This window comes from Cryobacterium sp. 10S3 (genome assembly GCF_034344045.1).
Classification (GTDB): domain Bacteria; phylum Actinomycetota; class Actinomycetes; order Actinomycetales; family Microbacteriaceae; genus Cryobacterium; species Cryobacterium glucosi.
Window position 1 is genome coordinate 2,224,945 of sequence record NZ_CP133773.1, and the last position, 16,516, is coordinate 2,241,460.

Genomic DNA, 16,516 nt, shown 5'->3' on the forward strand with positions numbered 1-16,516 from the left:
ACGCAGCACCCTAGACGACCTCCTCAGCGAGCTGGTCTCAAGGAGGAAATCGCCTCTGTTGCTTCCACCACTTGAATCCGCCGAAGCCCTTGCGAACGCGGGGATGAGACTGGGTGGGTCGTGTCCGGGTCTCTGTTGCGCACAGATGGACTCCGCGCAACAGAGCCTGTCAACCGGTTATCCAATCAGTTCAAGAACGGGGCCTTCATGCAATGCCCTATAGATGTCGTCGCGGATGTCATTCGCTTCGCCGTGCGTCAGGGTCTTGGAGATTGGTCGGAGTGTGAGTCGGACAAGTGCATTTGCTTGGTCCGGCTGGAGCCTCAGCCTGTCCTGCGCGCCTCGCGGGAGATCCGCGTACGCGGTGGCGTTCAGAACTTCCACCGATTCAAGGTCGTCGATGCGATCGCCTAACGCCGCCCTTGCTCGATCACCCAGGGTCTCGGCGTCCGCAGCCACGTCGACGACGATCGAGATGTCGCGGCGGATCACGGGCATGACTGAAATGGCCTGCCAGGGTGACAGGGTGAGCATTTGCTGTGCGATCCGTGGATCCGCCGCCCGCAGAAGCCGAATGTCAGGGATACCCTTTCTCAGCATCAACGCCCGGTCCAGCCCCATGCCCAGAGCAAGCCCAGACCACGCATCGGGGTCCAGACCGGCCGCGGTGAGGATGTGCGGTGCGATCAATCCGCACTCCGCCAGCTCCAGCCACTCACCCGCGATTGACACATCGACCTGACAGCCGTTGACCGTGTACGGATGCGCCGCCGAAACGGGGCGCCACTTCGCGCCGGGCAGCACCGTTTTCACCAGGGTTTCGATCATCATCTGCAGATCTGCGGCAGTGAGTGTCTTGCCAGAACTCACCCGCCACAGATCAACCTGGTGCGGGGCCCCTACGTGGGTGCGGTCGATTGCATCGCGGCGGTAGACCAGGCCAGGCAACACCAGCAGCCGGTCGCAGCTGGTCTGCGTCGACACCGACTGCAGCAGGGTGGGAATCGAGGCCGATGTGTGGCTGCGCAGCATCACCGTTGGACTCACATAGCGCGAGTATCGCCGGTCCCTGGTGACTGCCGTTGGGTCGAAGCCGAGCTTGTCGTAGTTGTCGGCGACAGCGACCAGCGGACTGTATCGGATGGTTTCGGCCGGGATGTCCCAGTGACCGGCAAGAGCGGATACGACGCCGTCGAGCAGCGTCTGCATCGCATGGTGACCCTGGTCAGGGTCGGAGAGGTCGCGAAGGTTGAGCGCGTCGGTGAGTTCCGCCGCAGAGAGATATGACGTCATGTTCTGGTCCTTTGATGAGATCGGATGGAGGAGCCACCCCCGACCGATCTGTCGCTGGACCTAAGCGCGTACGACTAAGCCCATGCGACCGGGAATCGGTCGAGGGCGAAGAAATCGCAGCGATACGTGCATGGCCTCAGCATAGGCGCAACACCCCGGAGACCACAGGTTTCCGAATGTCGCCTCTCGTTGACGCAACCACCGAAGGCAATCGTGATCGTTCGGGCCACGCTGGGTCCGTAGGGTCTGGTGCCCACAAGCCGGACCTCCTCCGGGCGCGTGCGTTCCTGTTCTACTGCGGCACCGTGAGGCTGAGCCAGCGTTCTTCGATGGCATAGCCGAGGTGTTCATTCATGCGGATGCTGCCGGCGTTGACTTGAGCTCCACCCGTGCCGAAGATCCGCACGCCGTCGTGGGCCAACGCCGTGACCGATGCGGCTTTGACGGCAACGGCGAGCCCTTTCCGACGATAAGAGCGGTGGACGGAAGTGAATTCGGTTTCAGCGCGCGTGGCCGTCAGGCTAATTACGCTGACGGCCACGAGTTGCCCGTCAGTGATGGCACCAAATAGGCGGCACCCGGATTTCCACAGTTCGAGCACGTCGCACTCGTCGCGGTGCGGCACGGATGTCGCTGGCGTAAACGGGTAGTCGGCGTGGTTCAAGGCTTCAAGGGCCGTGACCTGAAGCGCCCAGCTGTCATCGAGTTCCTCGATCAGGAATCCTTGGTCCGTTGCCGCGACGACGGCCGCGTTCAGGACCGTCAGGTTGGGTGGATCGCTGAGGCGCAGGCGGGCACCCCACGACTCGCCGACAACGACATACCCCGCCTCGGTTAGACGCTTCACGCATGGATCGCTGACTTGGACTACCTGGATATCCGCGTTCACGAGGCCTGCAGGCTTGCGCTCATGTCGAGAAGTCGGTCGCGATCACGTCGGTACAGTGCGGCATGCTCCAGGAAATCACTGCAGCCCGTGTCGGCGGCACGTTGATCCGTGACAACGGCAAGATCCTCCATGCGGTCCGCTGCCGTCCGAAGAACGGCAGTCTGGTCGAACTCATAGCCGTAGGAGCGAATGAACGCATCGAGCCGGCCGGGGCGAGCATCCCCTCCTGGGGCGTCAGGGTCTGCGTACTCGCCGAGCGGGACGAGCCGATATACGAGGAAAGCGAGATCCCAAATCCGAGGCCCGGGGGACGCCATGTCAACGTCGATAAGACCCGTGATGTGCCCGTCTTGGAAAACCATGTTGTACGGTGCGACGTCGTTCAGGCACACCACCTCGACTGGCTCGTGCGCAGGCAACTGCCATTCCGCGGCCGCGTGTACGAGGGGCGCGCTCGCGTCATGCACCCGTCGAAGCAAGGACCCAGCCTCGCGCAGGATCGTGGGCGACCAGATCCAGCTGGGCATTGGGTAATTGCCAACGATTCCCGGAAGGTAGGAGAGCACTTCCCGGCCCTGCTCGTCCAGGCCAAAGGGCTCAGGTACTTCCATCACTCCCGCCGCGCGGAGTGCGGTCAGAAGCTGATGCACCGCGGGAGTCCAAGGACCGGCGGAGCGGCGAACGGTGTCGCCTACCCGCACGACCATACTCGAGTTGCCCCCCCCCCCCGCTAGAACCTCTTCATCCATCTTTCCAACCTAAAGGCTGTAAGCGGAACCCGCAGCGGGCGGCTTCGCCATGTTGCACCTGCCGATGGCGCACCTTCCTGGTGGGCCTTATCGCTGGACGTCGGCGGATCGTGGCTCGGACCATTCTGGCTGGTCCGCTCCCCACGGGCGACCGATCCACCTGTAGCGTTTCGAGCCACCGCTGATGCTGATCGCGGGTGCGGCACAGGTGACGGTTCCTTCCGGCGTTTCCGCGTTCACGGTTCTGATCACGTTTGGGCCGGCTTCGGTTGGCGGGGAATGAGGCTGGGCGAGTAGCTCTTGTGCGACACGGGCCAGTGAAATGTCGACAGTCCACCCGTGCCCGTCGAGGTGGCGCCGTCGAAGTGATGACATGATCCCGGCGGCAAGTAGGTACCCGGCGGAATGATCCAGAGCTTGGGCTGGCAAAGCACCTGGCCTGCCCGTGCCGTCTGCGTGGATCTGGGCAATGCCGCTGGCTGCTTGGACGATACTGTCGAATCCTCGACGCTCGGCCCAGGGTCCGCTGGCTATGTCAACCCAACTGGGACCCACCTGGGCAATCTAAGCGGGACCCGGAGTCTGATCACCACGAGTGATACTGGTGTATGCGCGTAGAGATTCTTCATATTGATGAGTGCCCGAATTGGGTCGAGGCGGGGACGCGGGTTGAGTCGGCGCTGACCGAGTTGGGTCGAGTCGATGTCGAGGTGACGTATCGTCTGCTGACAGATAGCGTCCAGGCCGCGGCGGTCCCGTTTGCAGGCTCGCCGACGATCCTTCTCGATGGTGTGGATGCGTTCCCGTCGGATGGACGAACCTCCGATCTGGCGTGCCGGGTCTATCGCATTGACACCGGTTTCGCTGGCGTTCCCTCTGTCGCGCAGCTCGTCGAGGCGATCCAGAACCACGCCTGACCCTGGGCTCGTTCCCGCGCCAGGGATGCCACTATCAGCCGCTGATCGTTGCTGTCGCGGCTCGTTGTTTCTGCGTGTGGGCGAGCCGGTAGGAGTCGGTGCCGGTTTCGATGATGGTGCCGTTGAACGTCAGTCGGTCGACGATCGCCGCGCAGAGCCGCGGATCCGTGAAGGTCTTCGTCCAACCGGAGAACGACTCGTTTGATGCGATCGCGATTGAATTGTTCTCCTCCCTCTCGGTCAGGACTTGAAAGAGGAGTTCCGCGCCTCTTCGGTCGAGTTCCATGTAGCCCAGTTCGTCGATCATGAGCAGGTCGACCCTTCCGTAACGGGCGATGGTCCGGGCGAGGTTCTTCTCGTCGGCGGCTTCGACGAGTTCGTTCACGAGCCGGGTTGCGAGCGTGTATTTGACCCGGAACCCTTTCTCTGCCGCCGCGGTGCCGAGGGCGATGAGTAGGTGCGACTTGCCGGTGCCCGAGTCACCGATGAGACAGAGCGGCTGGCCTCGTCGAACCCAGTCGCCGGTAGCAAGGGTGTTGATCGTGGCCGGATTGATGTTCGAGTTGGCGTCAAAGTCGAAGTCCCCAAGCCACTTATCCCGAGGGAACCCCGCCGCCTTGACGCGGCGAACGGAGGAGCGCCGGTCGCGGTCGTCGCACTCCGCCAACAGCAGCTCCGCCAGGAACCCTTGATAGGAGAGCTGCTCTTTCTGCGCAGTGGTCGTGGCTTCCTCGACGACCGCACGAATTGTCGGAAGGCGAAGCCGCCGACAGGCCTGATCGATGGCTGCATTCGCGGCTTCCTCGGTGAGGCCTCGCCTTCTCCGCAGGGTGGTGGTGATGGTTGTCATAGTGGTCATGAACCTGTTCCCTTCTTGACGCTGGGCTCTGTGTCGGGTGTCGTTCGATCGGGCATGCGGAGCAGCTGGTCGTAAGCGGCAACGGATGGCAAGGGCCTGGTGTCGGCCGGAAGGCCGGCAATAACGGCGGCCGGGTCCGCGAGACGGCGCTGAGTAAGACTGACCACTCGCCGCTCCGGACCACGAGCTTGATCGGCGAGGTGACGGTCCAACCCGGACCCACCCAAGGCTTCGTGGCGTCGGGCCTCGACCGCGACGACATCGGCGGTGACGGCGCCGACCGTCAGTGCGGCGGTCATGCCGGCGACAACGTCCTGAGCAGCCATCGAACGGTGCAGCAGCAAAACGTCGATCAGGGCTCGGGTGCCACCGGCATCACCATCGGTCTTCCGTGCCGCGGCCCAGAACGCTTCATGAGCTGAGGTGAAGTGACCGGTCGCCCTGGCGTGAGCGAGAGCGGTCGAACCGGGGAAAGCGCCGGGCTTGCGCTGGAGGACCTCGAGGTAATGGTCGAGATTCACGCTCTGCCCGTGCAGTGCGACCACCCGAGGATGCCTGGCAATCACGGTTCGGCCATCAAAGATGACTACTTCCGATGCGCGGAGCGACACCCTCACAGTGCGGCCGATGAACCGGGCCGGGACAGAATACGACGCCATTCGCACCCGGACCAGACTCGACCGGCTCACCCGAGGCGTCAACGACAGGCCCGGCTCGAACCGCTCCGCCGTGATCGGTGCCAGCAGCTCCCGCTCAAGAGCGAAGTCCTGAGCCACTGTGCGGATGCGGTCGCCGATCCTGCGGTTCTCGTCGTCGAGATCCCACTGACGGACCTTCTGATTCAGTTCGGCGAGGGTGTCCACAACGGGCATGGGTGAGAGGTGGGTGCGGCGGAACCGGCCGACGTCACCCTCGATGCCGCCCTTCTCATGAGCGCCCTCGATCCCGGGGTGGCAGTAAAACGCATCGAATCCATAGTGTGAGCGGAACAGGACCCACCGTTGGTTCTCGGTGCGCTGCCGGCCGGTGCCGTAGATGACCTTCACGACGGCGTCGGTGAGATTGTCGTAGCGGATGTGCCGGGTCGGGATCCCGCCGATGTCCTCGAACGCGTCGATGTGGCCCTCGAGGAACGCTTCCTGCGCTTGCGTCGGATAGATCCGGTGGATCGCCTTCCCCGAGTGCGAGAGGCGGAAGGCGAACATGTGGCATTTCGTTTTCACCCCAGCGAGCACCACCCAGACCTCGCCGAAATCGACCTCTGCTTCCGCGCCAGGCGCGTGCTCCTGCGGGACGAACACCTCGGGCAACCGGCCCGCCTCGACATCTATTTCCGGCCGACGACGGCGAACATAGTCACGGACCGTCGAATACGACAGCTCGGTCGCGTCGTGCTCTTCCGCAAGGCGGGCGAAGATCCGTCTCGCCGTGTGCCGCTGCTTCTTGGGTCCGTCGAGGTCCTGGCGGAGCATCTCGTCGATCGCCGGTTTGAATACGTCCAACCGAGGTGCGGTTCGCACCCTCGGTTTCCGGGCCGGCGGTTCCGCCTGCGCCAGGGCCTGCCGCACCGTCGGCCGCCCGACTCCGTGTCTTCGGGCCAGCTCCCTGATCGAGAGGCCCTCCACGCGCGCATCACGTCTGATCCGCGCGAACAACTCCATCCGAAACTCCATCCGAAACCTCCACCTTGAGCAACGAAAACACGTTGCAACAACGGTGGAGGTGGGTCCGGCTTAGATTGCCCCAGACACCCCGAAACAGCCGAAGTGGGTCCCGCTTAGATTGCCCTGGTGGGTCCGAATAACACTGCCATAGTCAGTCCGCTTTGCCCCCACGCGCTCACCCGGTCGATAACGAGCCCTGGATGGCGGTTGTGGAGTTCGGCTGGGGACAGGCCGAACAGGTCGAGGCTGTTCGGCCTGTATCCCATGACAATAACGTCGGCGTCCGTTAGTAGCTGTTCGAGGCGGTCTCGATCTGGTTTGTAGCCGAGGTCAAGAAGCGCGGAACGCTTCCCTTGCCCAGTATCGAGATATTGCCAGGAGAGCTCCGGCATGCCAGGGCTATCGATGCGAAGGACGTCTGCGCCGAAGAACGCGAGGCTGCGAGTGGCCACCGGACCGGCTATCACCCGGGTCAAGTCGAGCACCCGGACGCCCTGCAGTGGCGCGTAGCTGTCGGCCAACCCCAGGCTATGGCGGCCCGAGCCTCCTGCCTGCTGCACCAGGCTGATGAAGGGATCCGCTTCCAGGGTTTGGGCTTGAGGATGTCCTCTCCAACTGCTCGGGCTGCGAACCGCGCTTATGACCGCACCAGAGTCTGCGGCTTCATCCTCCAAATCGAGGGCGCGACGGCGCGAAATCGCATGAGCGACAGTCTCGGCTGTGACGGAATCGTCCAATCTCAGAAGTGTGCGCAAAGCCGCTTCGTGGTGGGGGTAGTTGGCGTGAGTGCGAACCCAGCCATCGCTCGAGGCGAAGAATCCGGACAGGGGCGCCCACGCTGGCGCGGGGCTCCCGTTCCACCGGAAGAGTTGGTCGCTCCGGTAGGTGCCGGCGACGAGTTGCGGCGCAATGCTCACCTGCGGAACTTCGCTCGCCCTCGGGTCGCGCACTCCCGTGCGGACAAGGTGCAGCAACGAGGCCATGAGCATGGTCGCCGCGATGCTGTCTGCGGCAAGATCCGCGACAGGCAGCGGCGACGATAGCGGCACCGGCCCAGCTGAATGAACGCGATTGGTGAGTTCCGGAAGTTCCGCGGAATCGGAGAGAAACGTGCTGAGGAAGGTGCCCATCAGGTGCCTCCCACGCCCTCGACCGTTCACACATGGGCGTGAAGTCAGGCGATCATCGGTGGCCCCCACTTTATCCCCACGGTGAGGTCATGAGGCCGAGCAATCATGGGACGGAATCAAAACGGGGGGAAAGGCGGCGATAGGCAAGTCGAGGAACCCTCGACGAAACGGGCTGCGAGACGTGAAAGCTGCAATCGCCCCGGTCCGCGACTGGTTGCGGATGAGGTGGGATCACGTTGGTGAAGTTGACCGCCTATTGGGAATCGGCAAGCAGCTGATACATGAGATGGTCTTGCCACCGGCCCGCTATTTTCAGGTATTGAGGAGCCGATCCGTAGCGCGCGAAACCGGCACGTTCAAGCACCCGTTGTGAGCGCACGTTGGGGATCAGCGTCTCAGCCTGAACCCTGTGCAGCCCCAACTCTTCGAATGCAAGCGCAGTCATTGCTCGAACTGCGTCGGTGGCATAGCCATGTCCGTTGCTCTCTTGGGCGACCCAGTAACCCATGTTGCACGATTGGAAGGCCCCGTAGGTGATCCCACTAAACGTGATCCGACCAACAACCTGCGAATCCTCGTCGAGAATCACGTGCGGTAAGGCCTCGCCACGGCTGTGCCAAGCGAGCGCTTTTTCGACCTCCGCCTGTTGGCCTGCGACGGTAAAGAAGGGGTCCGCGCGGACTGGGTCCCACGGAGCGAAGAAGAGCCGGCCGGTGAGCTGAAGGCCGGCAAGGCGCTCCACATCCGTCACGGAAATGAGTCGAGTAGTAGCAGGCATAAGGAAAGGGTCCCATATACGCCGCGGATGGATCCGAGCCCGTATGCCGGACCCCTATCGAGACAAATTCCTGCCCCAGCAATGCGGTCGCCTGGTCGGGCGCACTTGTGTCACATGGGAACGCTGAATGGGACACTGCTTAGGTGATAACAGAACATGCCCTCTTACCCGTGATTCCCGGTCGTGAAATTGAATTCGAGCTCGCCTTTGCCGATGCGCGGTCCATCATCTCGTCAATGCCCGGGTGCCGTAGCCTGACGCTGTCGCGTTCGATCGAGTCTCCGAGCACATACCTATTGCTCGTTGAGTGGGAGCGACTCGACGACCACACGATCGGCTTCAGGCAATCCGCGCAGTACCAAGAATGGCGCGCCCTACTGCACCATTTCTACGAACCGTTCCCCTTGGTCGAGCATTTCCAGACCGTCCCGTAGATCGAACCCTATCTGGGATCCTTTTTGACTGAATCCCGTGACTGGCAATGTGGTTCGAGGTGCGTATGCCGATCGGCTTACGGGCACCGACGGGCCATTGCTCCACTCGGTGTCTTAGGTCTTCCGTATCATCAGCACATGGCTCAATGCACAGCTCCAAGAGAAGGCCACCGCACAGCAAGCGGTCGCGCGAATTGCCCTGCATGCTCGTCCGGCTATGGGCGTTCTTCATACTCGCCGCCTCGGTCGCACTCGTCCGACGCCACACCGGCCGCGCCTGTGCGTAGGAGTGGGAGCTTGTCGGGCAGTAGCGGGGGCGGGGGACGTGGTGTCGCCCGTCCGGCTTGGCAGCCCAGCGGGTCGACTGCCTCGTACACGCAACAGCAGGTGCGCGACCTGGAGTCTGTCCGCGCGGCGACTGTCATACGGACTCAGGTGAATGACGTGTTCCTCTGTCACGCCTGGCCCGACCGTCAGGCGGCCGCGAATGACGTCTACGAGTTGCTCCTCGGAAAAGACGTGTCGGTGTGGTTCAGTGAGGTAAGCCTGCGACCTGGCACGGACATGCGAGTAGCCATCGACCGTGGACTGGTCAGTTCGCGCATGGGGATTGTGCTGGTGACGCCCGCAATGCTCGACAAGCTGCGTACCGACCGCAGCATTGCGAGCGACGAGCTCAGCGCTCTGCTGCGCCGGAGCCTCTTAGTGCCGGTCATGCACGGGGTGACGTTCGAGGAGCTCGACCAGGTCACCCCGACACTCGCGTCGCGTGGTGGATTCAGTACGGCCGAAGAGCCCATGGAAGACATCGTCGTCAAGATTGCCGAGCTCGTCGGAATCGTTACGGAGGAAGAGGCCGACGAACTCAGCATAAAGTCGGCCGCCAAATAGCGCTGAGTGGCAAGCCTCTACGACGCCTCGATGGCCCAACCAGCAACAACCCGATGAACCAGCGCCAATGCTTCCCGGCCGGTTAACGACATCAGCGTCGTGCCCGTAAGCGGGACCCCTATCGAGACAAATACTTGCCCCAGCAATGCGGTCGCCTGGTCGGGCACACTTGTGTCACAGGGGAACCTCTACCGGTCACGCGCATTCCTCAGCGGGACATGACCCCGGAAGGCTCAGGCCTTACGAGCCGCCACAGAGAACATCAGCGGCACCCTCTCGCGACCCGAGGCCAAAGCAAATCCGGCCGGCGTCTCTACGAGTGGGGGCAACGGCTTCCAGGGCATAGCGGCCCGTCCACCCTCGCAGGCCGTCCAGGTGCGAGTGTGGTCGACCACGTGGTGCCCGCGGAGGTTCCTTGGCCGTCCCCAGCCTGATCAATCCGTGCGACGTTCGGCTCGCGGCCTCAAGCGTCGTTCGGTCAAGGCATTGACGGCTGGGAGGCTCAGCGCGTGACCGCGCCGTGCCTCCACGCCGTCAGGTCGCCGGGACGCGACCTCCGGGGTCAGGCGGCCATTGCCCCGTAACGCTTGTGGCCCTTGACGTCGTAGCGGTCGAGCATCATGACCTTCGACCAGACGCGGATGAATTCGCGGACGAACCGCTCTTGCCCGTCGCTGCCCGCGTAGGCGTCGGCGATCGACCGCAGTTGCGCGTTCGAGCCGAATACCAGGTCATTCCGGGAGGCCCTCCAGCGAGCCTCGCCGGTCACCTGAACCCGACCAGTGAAGGTCATCGCGGTCTCGTCGTCCTTCGTCCAGATGAGGTCGGTGTCGGTCAGATTCACGAGGAAGTCGGTCGTCAGGGCTCCGACGTGATCCGTGAGCACACCCACGTCGGACCCGTCCCAGTTGCTGCCGAGCACGCGGAGCCCGGCGTGCAGGACGGTCCACTCCGGTGCGGTGAGAGTGAACAGGTTAGCCTTGTCGAGGAATACCGCCTCGGGCGCGACGCCCGGAGCAAACTCTTCGAAGCGCTCGGACACGAAGTTGCGGAACCCGTCCGCAATGGGTCGCAGCCACTCGAACATCTCGATGTCGGTCAACTCCTGCGTCGTGTCGACACGGCCTGGCGTAAACGGCACGCTGGCGTCAGATCCTGCCGCCCGTGCCGCCTGCTCCACGGCGGCGCTGCCGGCGAGGACGATGAGGTCGGCGAGAGACACCTTCCGTCCGCCCGACGTCGCCGTGAAAGCCGCCTGCACGTTCCGCAGCGCGTCGATGACTGGGACGGTGCGTCGGTTGACCGCCCAGTCTTTCTGCGGCGACAATGCCAGGCGGGCACCGTTCGCCCCTCCGCGCTTGTCGCTGTCGCGGTAGGTCGAGGCGGCGGAGAACGCCGTGTAGACGAGGTCGGACACGGACAGCCCGGTCGCGAGGACGGCTTCCTTGAGCGCTGCCACGTCGGCCTCGTCGAGTGAGGATCCTGCTGCGTCCGGGAGCGGGTCCTGCCAGAGCAGGTCGTCGGCGATGGTGACCTCCGGGCCGAGGTACCGGTGCTTCGGCCCCATGTCGCGGTGCGTGAGCTTGTACCAGGCCTTCGAGAACGCGAGGGTGAACAGATCGAAGTCGGCCAGGAAACGCTCGCATATGGCCCGATACTCCGGGTCGACCTTGAGTGCGATGTCCGAGGTCATCATCATGAGCGGGTTCATCTGACCGGGTACGTGGGCGTCCGGAGTCTTCGGCGCCTCCGGGTCAGTCGGTGTCCACTGCAGCGCGCCGGCCGGGCTTTTCGTCTGCTCGTAGTCGTACGCGAATAGGTTCTCGAGGTAGGTGTTGTCCCACTGTGTCGGGTTCGGAGTCCAGCTGCCCTCGATGCCGTTGGTCGAAGTGTGCTCGGCACTGCCGGTACCCACCGGGTTGTGCCAACCGAGCCCCATCGACTCGATCGGGGCTTTCTCGGGTGACGGTCCAATGTCGGATGCGGGTACCTGGCCGTGGCTCTTACCGAACGCGTGGCCACCGGCGATCAATGCCACCGTTTCCTCGTCGTTCATCGCCATCCGCGTGAACGTGATGCGAATGTCGCGTGCTGAGCCCAGCGGGTCGCCGTTCGAATAGGGCCCCTCAGGGTTGACGTAAATGAGCGCCTGGTGCGACGCGGCCAGGGGGCTCTGCAGGTCGTAGTCCGCGTCGCCGTTCTGACCATGCCAGCGTTCGTCGCGGCTCACCATCTCGTCAGGGCTCGCGACCGCGTGCGGGTTCCAGACCTCCGGGCCCCACCAGGTGCCGTCGTCCGGTTCCCACGCATCGAGTCGTCCACCGCCGAAGCCGTACGTCGGCAGGCCCATCAACTCGAGGGAGCAGTTGCCGGTCAAGACCATCAGGTCGGCCCACGACAGAGCGTTGCCATACTGGTGCTTGATCGGCTGTAGGAGTCGTCGTGATTTGTCGGTGTTGCCGTTGTCCCACCAGCTTCCGATTGGTGCGAACCGCTGCATCGCGGTGCCCGCTCCGCCACGGCCGTCGGCAATTCGGTACGTGCCGGCGGCATGCCACGCCATTCGGATCATCTGTGGACCGTAGTTGCCGTAGTCCGCCGGCCACCAGTCGACCGATGTGGTGAGCAGTCGCTTGATGTCCGACTTGAGCGTCGTGAGGTCGATCGTGGCGAAAGCCGCCGCGTAGTCGAAGTCCGCGCCGAGCGGGTCGGCGTCTACGCCATTCCGGTGGAGAAGCTCAACCCGGAGACGCTGCGGGTACCAACTGTCCAGGGTCGGCGACTGACCGAAGGTGCCACCGAGGTGGTCGCCACCTGCTGGCAGCGCACCGCTCATGTGGAAACTGCATGTGTTGGTCTGGTCGTCAGTGCCCATTGATGCTCCCTGTGTGCTTTAGCTGGATGAGAAACGGTGTCGTCGGGGTCACAATTTAACGATCAGCCGCCGCATCGCCGCAGCGTCGATCTGTGGTGCAGCGATGCTTCGACGCTGCTGTGAGGCGGTGCGTCGCGGGCTGCCGACGTGACGGGAAGCCCGATAGAGAGATCGTATTCCCGCAAGGTGTGCGTGGCATGCCAAGAAAGTGACTGACTTCTAGACGGCGGTGGTGCGGTGGCCGAGCGCACGACGGCCAAACCAAATAAAGCCCTGCGCCGATTGCTGCGGTGCGGGCGGTGCGAAGCCCGGTGAAACCGACGCCGGAGGATGGGGGCTGTCGAGAGCTTGATTTCCGCGAATCGTGTTCCGCTCGCGGTGACCTGGGAGCACCCCCGCCAGAGGCTCCTAGTGGGGAACCCCTTACGAGACAGAATGACGATTCTTGCCCGCCCAGCCTGAGGCGGGTCGGTCATCGAGATTGGAAGTGCGAGAGGATGGGGCTTGTGTCCTCTCTCGAAGCCCGCGATGTCTCCGCTTCGATCGATTCAGAGGTGCTGTTGGCGCCCGTATCCCTCATTGTGAGTAGCGGTGAAGCCTTGGCTGTGCAGGGGCGGAACGGTTCCGGCAAGACGACCCTTCTTCGAATCCTCAGTGGCCAGCTTCGTCCGACTGGAGGTCAGGCCTTCATTGACGGTGAGCCGGTCGATGAACGCCATCGCACTATGCGGCGAACCATCTCTGCCCGTATCGGCCTGCCGGCCTTTGCCCGGGAGCTGACCGCTCACGAGCATTTGCGTTTCATCGCGACAACGTGGGGACGACTCGGATCCGCTGCCACTGATGCGGCTGACACCACCATGGCGGCTCTCGGGATCAGTGACCTCCAGAACCGGTTTGTGAACGAGCTCTCGTCGGGACAGACGCAGTTGTTGTCCTTGGCCACGGCTCTCGTGCGTCCTTTCGACGTGTTGATCCTCGACGAACCGGAGCAGCGCCTGGATGCCACACGACGAGCATTGGTGGCATCGGTTGTTCGCACCGAGATCGATCGTGGGGCCACGGTCGTGATCGCGAGCCACAGCACAGACATGATCGAGGCCATCGCGGACCGGTCCGTGTCACTCGCAGAGTCGTGAGCACCTCCACTGACCGTCAGATCCTGGCGCAGTCTCGATCCGTAACCGCATCAAGAGCCGGCCCGCCAACGGCGAGCGACGCCGTCTACACGGTCTACGTCGCGGCACTCATCGTCGCAATCGTCGCGGTGCCAGTCGTGCGATCACTAGTCCTCGGCTTGGCGAGTCCGGAAATCCTTGCCACGATCGTCGCCCCGGATAGCTCCCGGGGTGTGGGCGCAATCGCTGCAATACTGGCAGCCTGCGCGGTCCTGATCGGGCGAACGCGCGGTCCGGTCGTACCGAGTCCGTTCCTCACTGAATTCCTCGAGGGTAGTTACCTCGCCCGCAGCGATACCCTGCGCCGGCCGTTCTTGATCAGCGTCACCGTGCTGGCCTTGGCTGCGGTCACGGTATCTGGAATTGTTATCGGGGCGCGGCTCCTTGGCGGGCCGACAGCGGCCATTCCGGCCGCGCTCATGGTGCTGGGCTCGATCGCGTACTCGGGCGTGCTGGCCGTGCTGTGGCTTGTCGGGCAGAGCTGTCCCCGCCGCATTACGATCCCATTGGCCATTGTCATCCTGGGCAGTGCGGTTGCAGTGGAAACCGGCGTCGACATCGTCCTGCTCGCGACCCCCTGGGGATGGCTTGCCCTGTTGTGGGAATCCCTCGGTCCGGCCGCGCCAGTCCCGTGGTGGCCAGTCATCGCCCTCGCCCTGTCACCATTGGTCTTTCTGGCCGCTCCTGCACTGCTGAATAACCTCCGCAGCCCTGAAATCATGGCGCAAGCCCGCCGCTGGCAGTCAATCGGCACTCTGGTGCAGACCGGCGATATTGCCGGAGCGTCAGGCGCCCTCCGCACCCCACCGACACGAGGGAGGTACTGCCGGATCTCCTTCACCGGGCCACTGCCGGTCGCGATTCTGCAGCGCGACATCGGATCCGCACGGCGGTTCCCCGTGCGGACTACACTCGCTTCTCTGGCTCTCGTCGGAGCAGGGTGGTTGAACGCCCAAACTGCTTCAGCCACTGACGGAATCGACTGGGTCATGGCCCTGGCCGGGGTACTCCTCGCCTACCTCGCCGCCGGCGTGTGGTGCGACGGGCTGCGAAACGCTAACGAGAACGTCGGCCCGTCGTCGCTGTATGGACGGAGCGCCCTGACCATGATCGGCTCCCATGCGCTGCTCCCCGGTCTCGCCTGCCTCCTTCTCGGATCCATAGGTGCCATTGCTGCCGTGCCGGGCGGGGCACCAATCGGTGTCCTGCCGTGGTGGATGCTGGTGTCGGTCTTCATCGCTCTGGTGCGGATTCTGGACTGTGCCAAAGGACCGATGCCCATCGGTCTGCTCCTTCCCGTCGTCACGCCAGCTGGCGACGTGTCCATTCTGAACGTGATCGCGTGGCAAGCCGACGCCCTCATCATCGTGCTCACCACGGCGGGAGGACTGAGCGTGCTTGCCTCAACCGCCGGACCAGAAGCGGCCATATGGCTCACCGCAGGCATCGGAATCGTGGCCGCCCTCGCCGGACGACGCATTCGAGCCCTCGGCAATTGACCAGCTGTCGAGGACCAGCCGCCGACCCACGATTCTCCCGGATGCACAGAAGCCAAACGACTGGGCCCGAGCGCCATCCGTGCCCGTAGCCGGAACCCCTTGCGCACGGGCGAACCCCGCCCGGTAGCTTGATCTGGCAGGCTGCCCAAAGCTAGATTCAGCTCGTTGCGGCTCCCGCCCCTCGCCAGGCGGCCACGACGGACCACCCGAGGAATAGAAACAAGAACACGATGGGAGCAGTCGTGGCCTCCGGTATGAACTGGGCTGTCCCTGCAGCGATCGCGACCAGAACGAAGCCAATCCATGACGGCACCCGAGCGGCCCTATGGCCTGCTACCCACGCAGCATCACTGACCATCGTGGGCGGAATCCTGAGCCCAACGAAACCATTGCGGCGAATCTTTCCCGACGCGGCAAGCTGCGTCACAATGACGACGAGGAACATTGCGGCAGCAATGATGTAGGCGGCGAAATTCGTTTCGTAAGTCATGCTTCAGGGTATCGACACCGCTCAACATCAGCCGGTGTCGCGTAGCTGGGAATCGACTTCGCACGCAAATACCGGCTGCTTGACGGCGATGAGTCCCAGTCCGTTTTCGACAGGCCCGCGAAAGGACCGCTTAAGTCGGCCCAGCAAGTCTCGCCTCACGATGCCGCTCGAGCGCGACACTGGCGTCCGGGCCCCGGCCCGGGCCTCCGAGAGGTCGCGCCGTCAGAGGTGCACATGGCCGCAAGCCGAACCTCCTACGGGACGGGATTTTGAGTGCTTGCCAGCGGGGTCAGGGCCACTTTGGCTAGAATGTGGTGGACGCATACGTGTTCCGGGGGATGCGCCTATCGGGGTGCCTCGTCAGGTTCGATTTCCTGAATCCTCCACCAAGAGCCACTCTTCGCTGCGAAACAGAACGGCTGTATCACCGCCCTGGCAGCGGAACCCCTTGCGGACGCTTCCGCGGTGGTGTGATTCGAATCTCGTCCTTCCCACCGCGGCGGTGCTTCTTCTCTACCCCGACGCGGGATCTCAACTTGCTTTTTCAGACCGCGAATCGAACGGACTACCGCAACGATTGCAGTTGAGTTTCGTACTTCGTTGTTTCGCCCTCAGTCCATACGACGACGACATAGGTGAGGTAGGGCTTCGTCTTGTCCCATTGCATAAAGTAAGAGGGCAGTCCCGAAGCGGTCTCGGAGCGATGATCGTCCCTGGGCTGTGTCCAGCCATTCGCTGCCAGTGCCTGCGAGTAGAAGGCGATGACCTCGCGTTGCTGGTGCGTTGTTGTCCCGGATATGCCGGTGATGGCCACGTCGCCGCCATCGAGGCCGAATTGAACCCGTCCTGGGACATTGTTGATCCGGACAT

The 16,516-nt window shown here is 63.5% G+C and carries 15 protein-coding genes and 1 pseudogene; 5 read left to right on the forward strand and 11 right to left on the reverse strand.

The genetic code is table 11. From position 1 onward, the window contains the following. Nucleotides 1–177: 177 nt before the first annotated feature. The 4 genes from RHM57_RS10345 to RHM57_RS10360 form a co-directional block, all read right to left on the reverse strand. The gene (locus RHM57_RS10345) at nt 178–1,293 is read right to left on the reverse strand and encodes a hypothetical protein (protein ID WP_322187944.1); all 1,116 of its coding nucleotides are present in this window, start codon (nt 1,291–1,293) and stop codon (nt 178–180) included. A 292-nt stretch (nt 1,294–1,585) separates the two neighbouring features. Continuing rightward, nucleotides 1,586–2,182: a GNAT family N-acetyltransferase gene (locus RHM57_RS10350; protein WP_322187946.1), complete on the reverse strand. Its 597-nt coding sequence runs from the start codon at nt 2,180–2,182 to the stop codon at nt 1,586–1,588. After that, nucleotides 2,179–2,832, reverse strand: a complete 654-nt coding sequence (locus RHM57_RS10355; protein ID WP_322187948.1) for an aminoglycoside phosphotransferase family protein — start codon at nt 2,830–2,832, stop codon at nt 2,179–2,181. The genes RHM57_RS10350 and RHM57_RS10355 overlap by 4 nt, the downstream gene beginning before the upstream one ends. A gap of 186 nt (nt 2,833–3,018) precedes the next feature. Beyond that, complete coding sequence (locus tag RHM57_RS10360; RefSeq protein ID WP_322187950.1) at nt 3,019–3,486, reverse strand: CoA transferase; 468 nt, start codon at nt 3,484–3,486, stop codon at nt 3,019–3,021. 53 nt (nt 3,487–3,539) lie between these two features. Between RHM57_RS10360 and RHM57_RS10365 the strand changes: the two genes are divergently transcribed. After that, nucleotides 3,540–3,848: a thioredoxin family protein gene (locus RHM57_RS10365; protein ID WP_322187952.1), complete on the forward strand. Its 309-nt coding sequence runs from the start codon at nt 3,540–3,542 to the stop codon at nt 3,846–3,848. Between the two features lie 34 nt (nt 3,849–3,882). Here RHM57_RS10365 and istB read toward each other — a convergent pair whose 3' ends face one another. From istB to RHM57_RS10385, 4 genes are all read right to left on the reverse strand, one after another. Further along, the gene (istB, locus tag RHM57_RS10370; protein ID WP_198413606.1) at nt 3,883–4,698 is read right to left on the reverse strand and encodes an IS21-like element helper ATPase IstB; all 816 of its coding nucleotides are present in this window, start codon (nt 4,696–4,698) and stop codon (nt 3,883–3,885) included. Nucleotides 4,699–4,703: 5 nt separating this feature from the next. After that, entirely contained in the window at nt 4,704–6,380 is a 1,677-nt protein-coding gene (gene istA, locus RHM57_RS10375; protein ID WP_322187954.1) for an IS21 family transposase, read from the reverse strand. Between the two features lie 104 nt (nt 6,381–6,484). Then, nucleotides 6,485–7,501, reverse strand: coding sequence for a CoA transferase (locus RHM57_RS10380; RefSeq protein WP_322187956.1), 1,017 nt, complete (start codon nt 7,499–7,501; stop codon nt 6,485–6,487). Between the two features lie 253 nt (nt 7,502–7,754). Further along, the gene (locus RHM57_RS10385; RefSeq protein ID WP_322135551.1) at nt 7,755–8,252 is read right to left on the reverse strand and encodes a GNAT family protein; all 498 of its coding nucleotides are present in this window, start codon (nt 8,250–8,252) and stop codon (nt 7,755–7,757) included. 170 nt (nt 8,253–8,422) lie between these two features. Here RHM57_RS10385 and RHM57_RS10390 point away from each other — a divergent pair, with 170 nt between their 5' ends. Both RHM57_RS10390 and RHM57_RS10395 read left to right on the forward strand, forming a co-directional pair. After that, nucleotides 8,423–8,713, forward strand: a complete 291-nt coding sequence (locus RHM57_RS10390; protein ID WP_322135550.1) for an antibiotic biosynthesis monooxygenase — start codon at nt 8,423–8,425, stop codon at nt 8,711–8,713. 435 nt (nt 8,714–9,148) lie between these two features. Further along, nucleotides 9,149–9,604: a toll/interleukin-1 receptor domain-containing protein gene (locus tag RHM57_RS10395; protein WP_322187959.1), complete on the forward strand. Its 456-nt coding sequence runs from the start codon at nt 9,149–9,151 to the stop codon at nt 9,602–9,604. Nucleotides 9,605–10,166: 562 nt separating this feature from the next. Here RHM57_RS10395 and katG read toward each other — a convergent pair. Continuing rightward, complete coding sequence (gene katG, locus RHM57_RS10400; RefSeq protein WP_322187961.1) at nt 10,167–12,479, reverse strand: catalase/peroxidase HPI; 2,313 nt, start codon at nt 12,477–12,479, stop codon at nt 10,167–10,169. Between the two features lie 560 nt (nt 12,480–13,039). Here katG and RHM57_RS10405 point away from each other — a divergent pair. After that, a pseudogene (locus RHM57_RS10405) lies at nt 13,040–13,618 on the forward strand (ABC transporter ATP-binding protein); the annotation flags it as partial. A 353-nt stretch (nt 13,619–13,971) separates the two neighbouring features. After that, nucleotides 13,972–15,156, forward strand: coding sequence for a hypothetical protein (locus tag RHM57_RS10410; RefSeq protein WP_322187963.1), 1,185 nt, complete (start codon nt 13,972–13,974; stop codon nt 15,154–15,156). Nucleotides 15,157–15,313: 157 nt separating this feature from the next. On the opposite strand, the gene RHM57_RS10415 is transcribed toward RHM57_RS10410, so the two are convergent. Continuing rightward, nucleotides 15,314–15,646 carry an SdpI family protein gene (locus RHM57_RS10415; protein WP_322135544.1) on the reverse strand — a complete coding sequence of 111 codons (333 nt, stop codon included), beginning with the start codon at nt 15,644–15,646 and terminating at the stop codon, nt 15,314–15,316. A gap of 565 nt (nt 15,647–16,211) precedes the next feature. Further along, the gene (locus RHM57_RS10420; RefSeq protein ID WP_322135543.1) at nt 16,212–16,460 is read right to left on the reverse strand and encodes a hypothetical protein; all 249 of its coding nucleotides are present in this window, start codon (nt 16,458–16,460) and stop codon (nt 16,212–16,214) included. Nucleotides 16,461–16,516 lie beyond the last annotated feature (56 nt).

What these genes read in the sequence shown, in the direction of transcription:
- RHM57_RS10345 (WP_322187944.1), bottom strand. Translation starts at nt 1,293, where the DNA reads ATGACGTCATATCTCTCTGCGGCGGAACTCACCGACGCGCTCAACCTT.
- RHM57_RS10365 (WP_322187952.1), top strand. Translation starts at nt 3,540, where the DNA reads ATGCGCGTAGAGATTCTTCATATTGATGAGTGCCCGAATTGGGTCGAG.
- istB (WP_198413606.1), bottom strand. Translation starts at nt 4,698, where the DNA reads ATGACAACCATCACCACCACCCTGCGGAGAAGGCGAGGCCTCACCGAG.
- istA (WP_322187954.1), bottom strand. Translation starts at nt 6,380, where the DNA reads ATGGAGTTTCGGATGGAGTTGTTCGCGCGGATCAGACGTGATGCGCGC.
- RHM57_RS10380 (WP_322187956.1), bottom strand. Translation starts at nt 7,501, where the DNA reads ATGGGCACCTTCCTCAGCACGTTTCTCTCCGATTCCGCGGAACTTCCG.
- katG (WP_322187961.1), bottom strand. Translation starts at nt 12,479, where the DNA reads ATGGGCACTGACGACCAGACCAACACATGCAGTTTCCACATGAGCGGT.
- RHM57_RS10415 (WP_322135544.1), bottom strand. Translation starts at nt 15,646, where the DNA reads ATGACTTACGAAACGAATTTCGCCGCCTACATCATTGCTGCCGCAATG.